This window comes from Microcoleus sp. LEGE 07076 (assembly GCF_015207455.1).
Taxonomy (GTDB): Bacteria; Cyanobacteriota; Cyanobacteriia; order Cyanobacteriales; family Microcoleaceae; genus Microcoleus.
On the sequence record NZ_JADEWV010000021.1, the window covers coordinates 33,506 to 49,210 of the forward strand.

At 44.6% G+C, this 15,705-nt stretch carries 15 protein-coding genes; 10 read left to right on the top strand and 5 right to left on the bottom strand.

Translation table 11 applies throughout. From position 1 onward, the window contains the following. Nucleotides 1-31 precede the first annotated feature (31 nt). The 6 genes from IQ270_RS05625 (at nt 32) to IQ270_RS05650 (ending at nt 6,149) form a co-directional block, all read left to right on the top strand. The gene (locus IQ270_RS05625; RefSeq protein ID WP_193972264.1) at nt 32-1,183 is read left to right on the top strand and encodes an aminotransferase class V-fold PLP-dependent enzyme; all 1,152 of its coding nucleotides are present in this window, start codon (nt 32-34) and stop codon (nt 1,181-1,183) included. A 188-nt stretch (nt 1,184-1,371) separates the two neighbouring features. Then, entirely contained in the window at nt 1,372-1,932 is a 561-nt protein-coding gene (locus IQ270_RS05630) for a Uma2 family endonuclease (protein ID WP_193972265.1), read from the top strand. Nucleotides 1,933-2,132: 200 nt separating this feature from the next. Next, nucleotides 2,133-2,357 carry a hypothetical protein gene (locus IQ270_RS30725; RefSeq protein ID WP_228056100.1) on the top strand — a complete coding sequence of 75 codons (225 nt, stop codon included), beginning with the start codon at nt 2,133-2,135 and terminating at the stop codon, nt 2,355-2,357. Next, a complete protein-coding gene (locus IQ270_RS05640) occupies nt 2,320-2,598 on the top strand; it encodes a hypothetical protein (protein ID WP_193972266.1) in 279 nt (92 codons plus the stop codon). The genes IQ270_RS30725 and IQ270_RS05640 overlap by 38 nt, the downstream gene beginning before the upstream one ends. Nucleotides 2,599-2,726: 128 nt before the next feature. After that, nucleotides 2,727-4,061 carry an AAA family ATPase gene (locus IQ270_RS05645; protein ID WP_193972267.1) on the top strand — a complete coding sequence of 445 codons (1,335 nt, stop codon included), beginning with the start codon at nt 2,727-2,729 and terminating at the stop codon, nt 4,059-4,061. Next, nucleotides 4,062-6,149 (top strand): tetratricopeptide repeat protein, encoded by a 2,088-nt coding sequence (locus IQ270_RS05650; RefSeq protein WP_193972268.1) that lies wholly within the window; start codon nt 4,062-4,064, stop codon nt 6,147-6,149. Nucleotides 6,150-6,167: 18 nt separating this feature from the next. Here the strand turns inward: IQ270_RS05650 and IQ270_RS05655 are convergent, their stop codons facing one another. The 3 genes from IQ270_RS05655 to IQ270_RS05665 form a co-directional block, all read right to left on the bottom strand. Next, on the bottom strand, nt 6,168-6,701 hold the full coding sequence (locus IQ270_RS05655; RefSeq protein WP_193972269.1) for a hypothetical protein: 534 nt from the start codon (nt 6,699-6,701) through the stop codon (nt 6,168-6,170). Continuing rightward, nucleotides 6,698-7,267, bottom strand: coding sequence for a hypothetical protein (locus IQ270_RS05660; protein ID WP_193972270.1), 570 nt, complete (start codon nt 7,265-7,267; stop codon nt 6,698-6,700). The genes IQ270_RS05655 and IQ270_RS05660 overlap by 4 nt, the downstream gene beginning before the upstream one ends. A gap of 332 nt (nt 7,268-7,599) precedes the next feature. Further along, nucleotides 7,600-8,823, bottom strand: a complete 1,224-nt coding sequence (locus tag IQ270_RS05665; RefSeq protein WP_193972271.1) for a ferrochelatase — start codon at nt 8,821-8,823, stop codon at nt 7,600-7,602. Nucleotides 8,824-9,326: 503 nt separating this feature from the next. Here IQ270_RS05665 and IQ270_RS05670 point away from each other — a divergent pair. From IQ270_RS05670 to IQ270_RS05685, 4 genes are all read left to right on the top strand, one after another. Then, a complete protein-coding gene (locus tag IQ270_RS05670; RefSeq protein ID WP_193972272.1) occupies nt 9,327-9,911 on the top strand; it encodes a hypothetical protein in 585 nt (194 codons plus the stop codon). Beyond that, entirely contained in the window at nt 9,904-10,632 is a 729-nt protein-coding gene (locus IQ270_RS05675; protein WP_193972273.1) for a DUF3120 domain-containing protein, read from the top strand. Before IQ270_RS05670 ends, IQ270_RS05675 begins: the two co-directional genes overlap by 8 nt. A gap of 194 nt (nt 10,633-10,826) precedes the next feature. Then, nucleotides 10,827-11,675 (top strand): alpha/beta fold hydrolase, encoded by an 849-nt coding sequence (locus tag IQ270_RS05680; protein ID WP_193972274.1) that lies wholly within the window; start codon nt 10,827-10,829, stop codon nt 11,673-11,675. A gap of 108 nt (nt 11,676-11,783) precedes the next feature. Continuing rightward, entirely contained in the window at nt 11,784-12,869 is a 1,086-nt protein-coding gene (locus tag IQ270_RS05685; RefSeq protein ID WP_193972275.1) for a pentapeptide repeat-containing protein, read from the top strand. Nucleotides 12,870-13,238: 369 nt separating this feature from the next. Here the strand turns inward: IQ270_RS05685 and IQ270_RS05690 are convergent, their stop codons facing one another. Together IQ270_RS05690 and ggt are read right to left on the bottom strand one after the other, a co-directional pair. Beyond that, nucleotides 13,239-14,105: a choice-of-anchor L domain-containing protein gene (locus tag IQ270_RS05690; protein ID WP_193972276.1), complete on the bottom strand. Its 867-nt coding sequence runs from the start codon at nt 14,103-14,105 to the stop codon at nt 13,239-13,241. A 302-nt stretch (nt 14,106-14,407) separates the two neighbouring features. After that, on the bottom strand, nt 14,408-15,705 hold a 1,298-nt coding region (gene ggt, locus IQ270_RS05695; protein ID WP_193972277.1), incomplete at its 5' end, for a gamma-glutamyltransferase.

A 15,705-nucleotide genomic window follows, 5' to 3' on the forward strand; every position in this document is an offset into this window, starting at 1 on the left:
TAATAACGCTATCAATAATTACCTAGAAAAAATGACAAAGGACAATCATCGGCAACAATTTTCAGCTTTGGCCAATAAAGCTTATTTTAACTACGGCGGACAAGGGCCGTTGTCTGAGCCTGCTTTAGAGGCGATTTATGGGGCATACAAACGGGTGCAGGTTGGGGGGCCGTTTTCGGGGGAAATCGGTGCTTGGGTGGCTCAGGAGGCGATGCTGACACGACGTGCGATCGCAAACGAGTTAGCCGTCCCTCCCGAAACGATCGCCTTGACTGAAGATGTCACCGTCGGCTGCAATATTGCGCTGTGGGGCATTGATTGGCGATCGGGCGACCATTTATTGCTCTCTGACTGCGAACATCCGGGCATTGTAGCTAGTGTAATGGAACTTCAGCGCCGTTTCAACATTGAGGTTTCGATTTGTCCCCTGGTGGCTACTTTGAATGGCGGTGATGCGGCGCAGGTAATTGCTGATTGTTTACAGCCAAATACTCGCTTGTTGGTAATCAGTCATATTTTGTGGAATACTGGTCAAGTTTTGCCTCTGGCTGAGATTGTAAAAGTCTGCCATAAAACGAAAGTGAAAGTATTAGTTGATGCGGCTCAATCTGTGGGGGTTTTGCCTTTGAATTTGATTGAGTCTGGGGTTGACTTTTATGCTTTTACTGGTCACAAATGGTGGTGCGGCCCGGAAGGTTTGGGCGGACTTTATGTGAGTGCGGAAGCTTTAACAGATTTGCATCCGGTGTTTATCGGTTGGCGGGGAATTGTGACGGATGCTAATGCTAAAGTGCTTGGATGGAAGCCTGGAGCTCAACGTTACGAGATTGCGACTTCGGCTTATCCTTTGTATGCGGGTTTGCGAAGTGCGATCGCCCTGCAACACACATGGGGTACGATCGAAGAAAGGTATGCAGAAATCTGCCGTTTGAGCAAGTATCTCTGGGAGCATTTGTCGGAAATCAGTCATGTAGAATGTTTGCGGACTTCGGCACCGGAAGCGGGTTTAGTTTCGTTTCGATTAACTAATGGAATGCCGCACAAACAACTGGTTGATTTGTTGGAGAAGCAGGGAATTATGGTGCGGACAATTCTCAATCCTGACTGCGTGCGGGCTTGCGTTCACTATTTTACCACTGAGGCGGAGATTGATAAGTTGCTTGGGGCGATCGGCATAACGTAGGGTGCGTCGCCTTGAGCTATTTCAACTAGCTGGAAAATCTCACAGTGACGCACCCTACAAATTGGTTAGGGCGATCGGCATAACGTAGGGTGCGTCGCCTTGAGCTATTTCAACTAGCTGGAAAATCTCATAGCGACGCACCATATAAATCAGATATAATCAAAATAGAACAGAGCGGAGTCAAAGCTATGTCAACTACAGAAAAAGTTCGCTGGACAAGCGCTGATTTAGAATCATTACCCGATAATGGCAACCGTTATGAAATAATCGGAGGAGAATTGATTGTGACAAGAGCACCCCATTGGGAACATCAAGACGTTGCTAACAATGTTTGTGTTGAACTAACTATTTGGTCAAGACAGACTAAGTTAGGCAAGGCTGTCCAAGTACCGGGTCTAATCTTCACGGATGGTGATAATGTTATCCCTGATGTGGTTTGGGTAAGCTATGAGCGTTTAGCACAAATATTAGATGAGTCGGGACATTTGGCTGGTGCACCGGAGTTGGTGGTTGAGGTGATGTCTCCAGGTGAAGAAAATGAAAGGCGCGATCGGCAATCTAAGTTAAAATTATATTCAGTCCAGGGCGTGCGGGAATATTGGATTTTTGACAGACTACAGCAAAAAGTTGAGATTTACCTGCGGGAAAATGGGATTTTGAAATTAGCGATGACTTTGTTTAAGGAAGATAATTTAACCAGTGTTTTGTTACCGGGTTTTAGTGTGTCGGTGGCCGTATTGTTTGCGTAGAGATTAACCAAAGCATAAATAACGGAGGAAAATAAACGATGAATTTAGAGCAAGCAGTATGAGTGGAATTGACCGCGAACTTACTCTAGAAACCAGAACCAGTCTCATTGACAAACATCTCTCCGGAACCCGAAAAGCCCAAAGCGAAATTGAAAGCGAAGGAATAGTCCATCTCTTTAATAACAGAGAAACAATGGAAAATGGAAAGAGTCGCCACAGAAATTAAGCTCAGAGGGGAACGCACAGGAGCCGACGATTTAGAGGATAATTACGAACGCTATGGATTGTACTTTTCAGAACCAATTGGTTATATACTAAAAGCAGACGGTACTCGGATATCACTAGAATACGGTGAAATAAAAATTAAGAAAACCACAGGTAAATATCATGTCATACCTCGCACAAGACCCCGCACAAGCTACTAAGATCAGTCAAGAATCAGAGCAAGAGACTGAGTGGGAGTTTGCGGAAATCTGGGCTGATACTCTGATATCTCCTCCTTATATCCTGATGTTAGTTAAGGAAAGATCGGGGAATTTTTGCATTCATAATCCGGCACAAAACTATAAAGTTATTTTTTCTAGTGACAATTACGAATCTGCTAAAATGTGGCTACTAGAGGATGAATACGAGCGTTTGAATAGTCGCATTTTACAGGAAGTATAAAGTAGTGTCGCTAAAATGTTGCTGATTAACTAAAGTGGGACTTACGTCCAAGGGAATATTGAGCAGTAGAGGTGTGAGATTGCAGGGCATTGTGATAAACTAAGAGTTATAGTCTATATATATTCCCTATGACTAACCAGCGCCTAGCATCCTTCCAAACAGCCTTCCAGAATCTTCAGTTACTTCCTTTAGTCACCGTAGAGCAACTGAATAAATTTCATGTGGAATATGGCACTGAGATTTTAGAAGAATTGGAGCATTTGGTTGAAGATTGCTCACCAGACAATAACAAAATCATTTTTACAGGGCATCGTGGGTCAGGTAAATCGACTTTGCTGGGTCAATTTTGCCGGGACACGCAGGCTCGATACTTTGTAGTATTCTTTTCAATTTCTGACATGATTGAAATGTCAGATGTGAATCATATTAACATTTTGTTTGCTATGGCAGTAAAGCTGATGGAAGCAGCAGAAGAACGCCAGATTAAAATCGGTTCTAAAACAAAAAAAGCTTTTTATCAGTGGTTTAGCAAGCATACTCGAACTGAGGGAAGTTCATTTGAGTCGAGCATTGAGAAAGAAGCGAGTGGAGAAGCTGGTGTAAATGCTTGGTTTGTGAAATTCTTTGCCAAGTTGAAGGCAACTTTGAAGGCTAACTCTGTGATTCGTGAGGAAATTACCACTGAGTTTTCGAGACGGATTTCAGACTTGATCGATCGCATCAACGATATCGCTAGTGCGATTGAAGCGGCGTGCGGACAAGAAGTTCTGGTTGTGATTGATGACCTTGATAAACTCGATCTAGAAATTGTAGATAAAGTTTATCGAAATAATATCAGTGCGTTGTTTCAGCCTCAATTTCGGATTATTTATACAATTCCAATGGCGGCGACACGAGATATGTCGTTGCGAGGAATTATTCAGAATGCTACGAATAATAAGATTCAATCGATGTGGGCGACAAAGTTGTTTCCGCGTGGACAAGATAGAGTTCCCAATGCCTCTCCTGTCGCAGAAGCTGTCACATTATTTGAGAAAATTCTTTACAAGCGAATCCCCAAGGAGTTGATTGCACCGGAAGCAACTCAGATGATGATCGTTAAAAGTGGTGGTGCATTGCGAGAATTTATTCGTTTGGCTAGTCTGTGTTGTGGGTTATGTTTGAAGCAGTTACGTCGCACACCAGACAACCAAGATTTGAAAATTACGTCTGAGATTTTGCAAAATGCGATTAAAGACTATCGGATTAATTTAACAGAACCTCTTGGACAAAACCGCTATCAAATTCTAGTAGATGTATACCAAAATTATTTACCCCTAGATGGAATGGATCAGGATTTCTTGGATTTATTGCACACGCTTTACATCCTAGAATATCGCAATGACGATTTGTGGTTTGGAGTTCATCCAGTGGTTCAGGAAATATTGCAGCGGCGTGGCTTAATTGGAGCGGGGACTAATTAAATGCTTGACAGTGAGATCGTGGACGAGCAATCAATCAATGAGGATAGTTACGATGGACTTGTCTCTTTAATTGAAGCAAGTAAAGGTATATTGTCATTGTTGATTGCCTCCTGTCAACCTGGAGATTTTCAAACTCAGATGATTAATCGTTACGAAGCCGAACTTGCTCCCAAGATTCGTTGTTATCGTGTGGTGTTGAATCAAAAAGAACCGAGTTTAAGAGCTGCGTTGGAGCAACTGGTTCAGGATTGCCCAGAGTTAAAAGAAACCCACGCATCAGCCGTAATTACTGTAACTGGAACTGAGGCTTTGATGGAGTTTGTGTCACAATCTGACTCTAATCATCGGTCGGAGTTAAACCGTTTTTTCGGCTATTTGCAATGGACGCGGGAGGGGTTGCGAGAGTTTCCTTATCCGATCGTACTTTGGGTAACACCAAATATTCTGAGTCGCTTGAGTCTGGAAGCGCCTGATTTTTGGAGTTGGCGGAGTGGCGTATTTCGATTTGTAGCACCGGCGGTGGAAGCAACGGGTGTGGTTAACCAGACTGGGGAAATTTCTCTGCTGATTGAGTCTGAGAGAAGAGAGACTTTACCGCTAGAGGAATTGTTAGATCAGGTAGAAAGTCTGGAACAACAAGCTATGGAAACTCCTGCATTAGCAACGCTATACAATCGAGTTGCTAATGCTTATGCAAACCGGGTAAAGACGGGCCAAGCACAGGATGATACACAGGAGATCGATCGGGCAATTCATTTATTTGAGAAGTCACTTGCTTTACAAAGAAAATTGAACTTACCCACGGCGGAATCTGACACTTTGTTACAGTTAGGTGATATTTACCGTGACTTAGGATTGTGGGAACAGGTATTCCCTCTATATGAGCAGTCTTTAGAAATTGCTAGGAGTTTGAAAGATAGCCTACGAGAGGCGGCTGCTTTGGGGCGACTGGGGAATCTTTACCAACAATTAGGGCAATTCTTGGATACAAAGGATGAGAGAGATAGCGATAAATCTGAAGAGGAAAATCCGCTAGAATATGTAGAGTTTATCAAAGAATTATTACTAGCAGAAGCAGAAAGCAATAGTGATATTACTGTAGTTTACCCTATTCTCGCTCAACGGCAACATCTCCTCAATCCCCGTTTCTCTGAAAGTTTACAGAAACTTGCAGAGGATTTAATTGCTCACCAAAATTCAGAAACAATTGAGTTAATTTTCAGCCTTATTGAAAATTTAAGTATGAATATTAGTAACTTTTCGCTGGGAAGTAGAGCAAATAATCTGGAAGTTGCCATTACTGGTTATCAAATAGTTTTAAGTAATCGGGAACCCGGAAGCGAACAGTTTGCTCGAACCCAAAATAATCTGGCAATTGCCTACAGTAACAGAATCATCAGTTCGCGGGCGGATAATCTGGAGAAGGCGATCGCATATTACACCGCCGCCCTCGAAGTTTACACCCTTGAAGCTTTTCCCAAACAATGGGCAATGACGCAAAATAATCTGGGATTAGCCTACAGAAACAGAATCAGGGGAGACAAAGCAGAAAATATCGAACTGGCGATCGCATCTTACGCTGCTGCATTATCCGTCTACAGCCACGAGGCTTTTCCCGAATATTGGGCAATGACGCTAGATAATCTGGCAATTGCGTACAGAAACAGAATCAGGGGAGACAAAGCAGAGAATATCGAACTGACGATCGCATCTTACACTGCTGCATTATCCGTCTACACCCGCGAGGCCTTTCCCCAAGATTGGGCGATGACGCAAAATAATCTGGCAACTATGTACAGAAACAGAATCAGGGGAGATAAAGCAGAGAATATCGAACTGGCGATCGCATCATACACTGCTGCATTAACCGTCCTCACCCGCGAAGCCTTTCCCGAATATTGGGCAACGACACAAAATAATCTGGGATTAGCCTACAGTAACAGAATCATGGGAGAGAAAGCTGAGAATATCGAACTGGCAAAAAAGTGTTATGAAAATGCTTTAACAATTAGAACTCGTGAGGCTTTCCCGCAAAAGCATACAGAAACTTTGTTTAATTTAGGTAATCTTGATCGAAGCAATCGGTAAGGGCAATTAGCTTCGGATTCACCCGATCGCACTTTCACTCAACAACGCTTCAATCTGCGGATTTGCCCACTCTCCTGCAATTTTTTCCTCATATTGCTGCCATTTACCCCTAGGAAAACTCCCAACAGCAAAATCAAAAAATCCATGTTCCATAGAGAATATGCCACCGCGTTCATACATTATGATTAGAGGTTCGTAGGGTTCAGGTAAAGTAAATTTACTAACTTTAGGTAAATTTTTTACCCGCTCCCAATGGAGGAACCACTCGCAGGTTTTCTCAATCACACCCGCCACATAAAACGGTGTCTCTGTGAAATGAGTCTTAAGCAGTTTAACCTTAGTATCATCGGCACATTCTAAAGGGCAGATATGAGCAGCCACATCAAAAAACGGCCATTCATCTGTAGAATCTAAAGCTTTTGCCCACAGCGCGGCACGTCTCAAGTATTCTCGCAAAAGGGCAATATGAGAGTTAACGCGACTATCGTCAGGCTCCCATTTAATTGCTAAAATTCGCTCTAGTGCAGTATCAGTAATTGTTTTTGCAGTCATATTTTTTCTCTAATAGCTTCAAGCAACTCATCAAGATTTGAGAGGTTGTCAGCAAGCATCAGTCCTTCCGCTGACTTACCTATTATATTAACCCAGTGGGAAAATGGGTTGGGCCTCCCAATATTGGGAGCGATATCGTGTGCTCCGAAATTCTCCGGGGTTGGCCAGTTACCAAAACCATACATGGGATGCTCTATCCAAGCTTCAGGCGATCGATAAGGAAGTCCATCGGCCATTAATGCTTGCTCTATGTACTCGTGGGCTATCAACCGCTTAAACTTGATAATTTCTCTCGGTTGTAGCTCACCATTTTTTGCACTTATCCATAAGTCACCAATCTCACCATCAGGTGTAAAATTACCTCTGACACGGCTAATAGTATTTGTCTCATCATTTGGAATATCAAGCTCGTGTTCCTTGATAAATATGTGTTCTTTTACTTGGCGGATAATTTGTTCAGAAATCTCTAGATAATTAGCAATTTTATACACATCATCCGTCATGGCGATAATTTCTGCATATTGACGGATTTCTTTCTGATTAGCATCCCCAAAATACTGTGGCACGATCCAATACCATTCTCATTTTATTCTTTAACAACTTTGATTTTTGAAGATATCTGATGGCGACGCACTTTACACCATTGATCAAAAAGCCGATCGCCCTTTCCCTAAAAATACCAAAGGACGATCGACCTTTCACCTAAATTAATCTCGACTTATACCAAGTCCTGGTTAAATTTCTTAGTCCGCGCACCATCCGGACTTCGTTCGTGTAGACGCGGTTTCAACCGCCGAGTCAGAAAGTATTACCCACTCCGACAAAGAAACCGGGTTTTTGCTTAATCTGTCGTCTTCAACGCAGTATTATCGCAAAAACCCGGTTTCTCAGATCCTAATTAATGATTGTGTCCGTGCCCACCATGAGAATGCCCGTGATCTCCATGAGAATGCCCATGATCGCCGTGAGAATGACCATGATCGCCATGATTATGCCCATGATCGCCATGAGAATGTACGTGATCGCGAACAACCAAATTCGGATTCACCGCCACAGCCATCTCACTCAACAACGCTTCAATTTGAGGATTAGCCCACTCAGCCGCCATTTTCAGAAACTCAGGATGGTCATTTACGCAAGGCAATTTGCGGTAAGTAACTCCTTGACGTTGCTTCTGCAAACCCTCAATAATGTGGTCTACATCTAACAAAGTTTCGTGGTTTTCTGTCGCAAATCCGATCGGCATAAACACGATCGCAGTTGCACCCAAATCAATCAAATTCTTCGCAGCCAACGTCGCATCCGGCTGAGTCCATTCAATCAGCGGTGTATCGTGGTTCAGCCAGCCCACCGAAATCAAAGGATAGCGATACATCAAACGTTCCCGCACGCGATCGTACAAAGCTTGACTTTCCACAATACCCGAAGTAAAGCCCTTCGCCTTGTGCGGACAACCGTGATTCATCAGCACAATCCCAATCTGAGAAGGCAAATGCGCTACAGCTAAATCGTTCTTAATTTCCGCTTCAACCAAATCTGCCATTAGTTGAATGTAAGCCGGTTCATCGTAAAAAGAAGGAATGTAACGCTGTCCTGTTACCCAATGTTCTTTACCATCAAAGGTTTGTGCTAAAGCATTGTTCACCTGTTCCACAGCAATCCCGCTAGTGAAAACAGAATCAACAACCAACAGCGGATAAATCAGAATTTTATCAAATCCTTCAGCTTTAATTTGCGGGATTACTTGTTCCGGCAAAAACGGCGCGCAAAAGTTAAAAGCTTTGAACACTTTTACTTTGTCGCCCCATTTTTCCTGCAAATTTTGTTCAATCCCCGCCCGTTGCTGTTCAAAAATTGCATTGTGTGGCGACACGAATTGACCGTGTTGGTGACTCCACTCGTGCAAGTCAAAAATTGCCAAAATCTTCGCCAGCGGCGGATAAATCCAAGTTGGTACCGGCGCAAACTTTGCCGTCAGCAAGTTTAAAGCTTGTTCGTTGTAGTTGGCAAAATCGTCGTAGCTTTCGACTTCGCCGTAACCCATCAGCAAGACAGCAACCCGGTCATTACTTGCGGGTGCAGCAGATGTTTTGAATTCGATTTTTTCTGGAGAAGCAACCACTTTGTATTCCTCAATTTGAATTTTTTTGAGAGTCGCAGCAAAGATGAACCAGAATTGCGAAAAAACCTGGTTTCTAGGCTGCCAGGAGACCCCTTTCGCATCCCCCTGATTGTTGGGGGACTTTGAGTAGACTCCTGTCTCCCCTTTTCTTAAGGGGGGCTAGGGGGCTCTGGCCTTAATAGTCAAACAGGCGTCTGTAATTGGGTTTGACCTTAAGTTAACACCTATGGGGCTGGGGGGGATGTGAATCTGATAGGAAAGACAACAGCATACGCATCAGAGTTGCGAACAGAGGTTAAGTTTTATGTTTTCTTAAGACTTCTTCCCCTTGCCTCTGCTGTAAGTGCCTCAGAGTATTTCCAGGGCTTTTCTCTGGGGGATACTCTTCAAACTAGACTCTGTTATTAGTTTAACATCCTATCCCCCTGGATAGCATATAATTAGTTAGGCTGTACAATTAAGTAAAGTTATGTTAAGGTGATAATTAATTTTAGTGAAGCAAGATGAGACTGGTAATTTGTCCGGGAGTTCACGACCCAAAACTAACCGATCGCTTCCTAGCCGGACTTTCGGAGGTGTGGGAACCAGAAAATCCTCGGCATAATACCCAAACATCTTACCCTGTTAAGATTTTTCCGGCTCATAAACACCCGCCTTTTTCAGCGCTTGACATATTTCAGTTTTTATGCAGTCAAGAGTTGACCGGAGAAAGTTTAGTATTTGTGAGCTTTTCGGCAGGAGTAGCCGGAGCGATCGGGGCGGCTCTTCTGTGGCAGCAACTAGGAGGCCAAGTCGGGGCATTGGTTGCCCTAGACGGTTGGGGAGTACCCCTGGGGGGCAATTTTCCCATCCACAGGCTCAGCCACGATCGCTATACACACTGGAGTTCGGCCATTCTCGGCAGCGGTGGAGACAGCTTTTATGCCGATCGCCCCGTTGCACATTTAGATTTGTGGCGAGCTCCCCAAACCGCAAAAGGCTGGCACCTCAGCCAAAACAGCGCCGGTATTGAAACGGCAAAACCCACAACCGCAGCCAAATTTTTAGTCCACCTATTGCAACAGTACGGAGTCCAATCAGTTGTTTAATTTTGATTTATTAACATCATCGGCGATCGCATCTACTGCCACCGTTTCGGGCCTCGACAATGCTGTCGATTCCGACAAAACCAACAGCATCAAACAGTGGCTAATATTTAGCGCTTCAGCATTTTTAGTTTCAATTCCGGTCTTCGTGCAAGCACCGTTAGTTCGCTTGTATCCAACCATCAGCCTGCTCTCAACAATTCCTTGGTTCGTCCTCAGTTTAATCTTAATTTTCCGCCCAAAAACCCAACTCTGGGGAGATTTATTATTGGGATTTGCTGGATGTTGGCTGGCAGGTTCGATCTATTGGGGTTGGTTTAGATGGGAACCTATTTTACATCTACCTATAGAAGCAATTGGCTTGCCCTTTGCTATTTGGTGCTTGAACAAATCTTGGGGAAAAGTTGGCAGCTATTTTTACTTGGGTTCGCTATTTGGGACTGCGATCACTGATTTATATTTTTATTTGACTGGGTTGATGCCCTACTGGCGGCAAGTCATGCACGCGGAACCGGAATTAGCAATGCCGATTTTTCAAAGTGCGATCGGGCAAATCGAAACTTTTTGGGGCATAGGCTGTGCTCTACTTTTAATTGCTGTGTTGCTAACAGTCGGTTTGCTGAGTTTGCGCGATCGAGAACTGCACTGGCGCGCGTTTAGCGGAGCCGTGTTAAGCACGCTTTTGGTAGATGGTTTATTTTGGCTTGCTGCTTCTGCTGCTTAAGATTTATGATTAGTTTTTATGTTGGTGATTTTTGACCGCAGATGTGGACGGATTGACGCGGGTTAACGCAGATTTTTGGGATGGCTGTAGTCTTGAGATTCCTGACTTTTTTAAGAAGTCGGGAATTTGGGTATTTAGTGAACAATTATGAGTTAAAATCTAAAATCTAAAATCTCAGAATCTAAATCAATATTATGTCTTTCATTTCAATTCGCAGTGTGGAACATTATTACGAGTGGATAACGGCAGATAACAACGCCCAACCCACCGGCAAGCCAGTAATGGTATTTCTCCACGGCTGGGCCGGCTCGGCGCGCTACTGGGAAAGCACGGCACGGGCGATTGCTGACGATTTTGATTGTTTGTTGTACGATATGAGAGGATTTGGTCGATCGCCCTTGCCTCCATCACCTCCTAAATCTAGTTACGATCTCGAAACCTACGCCCGCGACTTAGCCGAATTATTAGAAGCTCTGAATTTACCCCGCGTCTTTCTCAACGCTCATTCTACAGGAGCATCTATTGCTACTTTATTTCTCAACCTTTACCCCGAAAAAGTAGAAAAAGCAATTCTTACTTGCAGCGGGATTTTTGCATACGATGAGAAATCGTTTACCACTTTTCACAAATTCGGTGGCTATGTGGTCAAATTCCGGCCGTCTTGGTTGGCTTCTATCCCGTTTGTCGATCGACTGTTTATGGCCCGGTTTTTGCGCCGCTCTCTACCGACAGAGGTAAGTCTGGCGTTTCTCAAGGATTTCTTAATGGCAGACGAGGAAGCTGCTATTGGTACAATGGTGACAGCAGTCAGCAAAAGAGCAGCCGAGGAAATGCCTCAAGAATTTGCACGGTTGAGCGTTCCCACGCTGCTGGTAGCCGGAGAATTCGATCAAATTATCCCCGCCATCATGGGAGAGCAAGCAGCCTCCCTCAGCAAAAAAGTAGAATTTGTTATAATTCCCAATACGGCTCACTTTCCGATGCTGGAGGATGCCCCAACATATTTGCAGCGCATCCGAGAGTTTTTGCCCGCAGCGGCGTAGTTGAGTTATTGTTCAATTAATGTACGATCGGACAAGCAAGCTTTTAAAGCTGTCTTTACTCCGATCTTAATTTTTAGTTCGTAATTTCTTAAAGCGAAAGGTGGTAATATGAACGACCTCGACCAATACTATAAAGTCCTGGATCTGCTGCCGGGAGCTTCCCGAGAAGAAATTACTCAAGCATACAAGGATTTGGCGTTCATTTGGCACCCCGATCGCATTCCCAAAGACAATCCCCGACTACTACAGAAAGCTGAAGAAAAGATTAAGGAAATTAATCAAGCTCGCGAACAATTGCGATCGATTCAGCCAAGAGGTCAGAATCAGAACGCTCAGCACAAAAACACTCAGCAAAAACACGCCCAGCAACAAAACACCCAGTACAAAAACACCCAGTACAAAAACACTCAGCAACAAAATCCTCAGCAACAAAACACCCAGTACAGAAACACTCAGCAACAAAATCCTCAGTACAGAAACACTCAGTACCAAAATCCTCAGCAACAAAATCCTCAGTACAGAAACACTCAGTACCAAAATCCTCAGCAACAAAATCCTCAGTACAGAAACACTCAGCAACAAAACACCCAGCAACAAAATCCTCAGTACAGAAACACTCAGTACCAAAACACCCAGCAACAAAACGCCCAGTCGCCACCGACAGCACCAAAAGAACCCCGCTACTCTTCCGAACCCTCTTCAGGAAATTATGCTGCACACTACGCTGCAAAGTATGCTCCGAGTCCGACGGGGCCCTATTCTGAGGCTTCCCGCTACCAATCGCCAAAGCCGGAACCATCTCAGTCTTACCGCCAAGCTGGGCCGCAAGCTCCTGATTTGAGCGGTTCTAACTTCAAAGGAGCTTCCTTAAAAGAAAAGGATTTTTCAGGGAGAAACTTGAGCAATGCAAACCTGAGTGAAGCCGACTTAAGCGATACTTTTCTGCACAACGTCAACCTCACAGGCGCGAATTTGCACAAAGCTAACTTGTTCAGAGCAAACCTGTTAGGGGCTTGTTTGATCAATGCCAATTTGACAGAAACAAATTTAATCGGAGCGGATTTGAGCGGTGCAGACTTGAGCGGTGCCGATTTAACAGGGGCTAAAATCGGTTATGGCGATCGAGTTATGGTAAAACTCACAGGAGCTAGATTAACAGGTGTAATCTTACCCGACGGCAGTATTCACAGCTAAATGATTTGGTATCACACGCTTTCCCTCAAACCTCCTGCTTCCTGCTTCCTGTCCGAACCTAACGATAAATATTCGCGCCGACTTACTTAGGGTTTGTTGAATAATCGATCGCACAAACCTAGTTTTTTTGACCCGGTTTTTTGGCTTGAACGACTTGTTTTCGTGCAGATCGTTTCCGGCTGCACCGTCAGGTGATAAATTAGAGGGCAATTTATGAATGATTTTTACCAGTCGCCACCTATCTCGGCGCAATTTTCAGTTGTTCGATTCACAGTCAACACTCAACACTCAACATCATGAGGAGTGCAACCGGACATCATATAAAACCCCGTTTCTGGCTCCAACCCGATCGATCTAATTTAATACTAATTACTTGGGCCCGCGCAACTTTCGCCCAGCAGCCAGCATCGCGCCGCCCACCATCAAACCCGCCACAGTCATGGGTTCGGGAACTGGTTCAGCTTTTAGCGTCCCCACAGAACCGCCTTTAATAAATACAGCAGAATCTAAATTACCGTCACCAATATCTTTAATGCGGATGCTGAGAACATTCCTCTGATTTTGCTTGAGCAAACCCTCAAAACCTAAAACTTTAGTAAAACCGTCCAGCCTAATGATGTTAGCAGCAATACCTGTCAAACTTGGGTTATCAATATAGTCTGGGTGATCGGTAGAGCGATTATTTGGATCGGGAACAAGATGATTAATTGTAACTGTTTTCCCGTCGCTCAACTTTGCCAAATTAGTGCCGTTCAGCAGCAGTTCAAAATCATCATTAAATTCAGAGCAGCCGAACTCAGGAAACTCCTCAGAACCAAATACATATTCAAAAAACAACTTTTCAACCGTCGAATTAGCAAAAAAACTGAGATTGAGTTCAGTCAAATCCCCCTCTTCACCTTTGGGCCCAAAGTCGGTGTTTAAATCGCTGCCGTTGGTACTCATGTTATCTTTCCGATTCTGACCCGGTATATCCGTGACTTTTCCAGTGCTGAGAACAACACCCGATCGCAAACCAAAGGGGTCATTACTAAAAGTACCAAAAGCAGCCGCATTCCCCGTAATTGAAATAGAGAAATTACTCAATCCCGCTGTATTAGTTCCTAACAAATTATTTTTCAAATTCTCAGTGTTATTAGTTGCCCCTACCGAAAATGCCATTGCTGGCGCTGCCAAACAGCTCATAACACCAGTCAATGTAGCAGTTAAGGTAGCCATTTTGTGAAAGTTTATCATAATTTTTTTGTGATAATCACAAAGATGATTCAATGCACAACCTAATTCTTACATTGTATAACTGTCAATGTCCAGTGCCTTTACAAGGACTTTATATTTAGGTATATTTACGGTTTTTGTGGTTAATTGTGTGGAGTATTTTTTGGTAGTTAGTCAGTGAATAAACATGAGTACAAAAATATCGATACCAAAATACACGCAGACAGATTAATAATTTTATGATTTACGGAGTTCATACCAATAAAACCGGGTTTTTATACGGTTGGCGATCGCCACAATTACTAATGACAGATGACTGATGGCTAAAATCCTTTTGCAGATCCTTCCCCGCGCCGATCGGCAGATCCTTCCAACCAACCATCAGGCGTCAGGACGATCGCATTAGCATTTCCCCAGCCGTCGCGTTCGACAATTTGGTGTCCCCGGCGACGCAACTCCGATAGCGTGTTTGCATCAAAACCTCCCCTTTCCACCATCAGGCGATCGGGAAGCCACTGATGGTGAATTCTCGGTGCAGATACAGCCTCGCCGACATTCATGTCGTAAACCAACACATTCAGGACAATTTGCAAAACCGTGGTAATAATCGTGCTACCTCCGGGAGCACCGGCAGCGAGGCGAAATTGGCCATTTTCGGTGACAATCACCGGTGTCATGCTCGATAAAGGAGTCTTCCCCGGGGCGATCGAATTTGCCTCACCGCCCACCAAACCAAACAAATTCGGCACTCCCGCAGCCGCAGCAAAATCGTCCATCTCATTGTTGAGCAAAATTCCCGTACCCGCCGCCACCACCGCAGCCCCAAAACCGCCATTCACCGTAAACGTCAAACTCACCACATTCCGATCCGAGTCAACTACCGTCAGGTGAGTAGTTTCCGGCGACTCGTACACAAAGCGGCTCAAAGTTTCAGCGCTAACAGCTTTTACCTCCGTCGAGGGTTTGGCTGTTGTCATGTCGATTTGCGATCGGCGAAATTTGCCATAATTCCTGCTAGTCAAAGCTTTAACCGGTACGCTGACAAAATCCGGATCTCCCAAATATTCAGCCCGATCGGCATAAGCAATCCTCATCGATTCCGCCAGTAAATGTAGCGTATCTGGACTTTTCCTCCCCCACCTTTTGAGATCCGTATCATCTCCGAGAATATTTAAGATTTGCAACAAATGAACGCCGCCGGAAGAAGGAGGCGACATCGCGCAAATTTGGTAAGTGCGAAAGTTACCGCAAACCGGATTGCGCCAAATCGGCGTATAGTTTTTCAAATCTTCCAGAGTCATGATGCCGCCATTTTTAGCCATGTCGGCGGCGATCGCCCGCGCAATATCCCCGCCATAAAAACTTTGGGGATTTTGAGAAATTTGCCGCAAAGTCCGCGCCAAATCCTGCTGCACCAGCACTTCCCCTGGCTTGTACAAAATGCCGCCTCGAGTAAAAATATCCCGCGCCGCCCGATTCTTGGCGATCGCGCCCATTCTCCCCCCAACAGCCTTTGTGAAGCGCGAACTTACCGGAAAGCCATTTTCCGCCAGGGCGATCGCCGGAGCCACCACCTGCGCCCAAGGCAACCTCCCGTACTCGCGGTGCACCCTATAAAGTC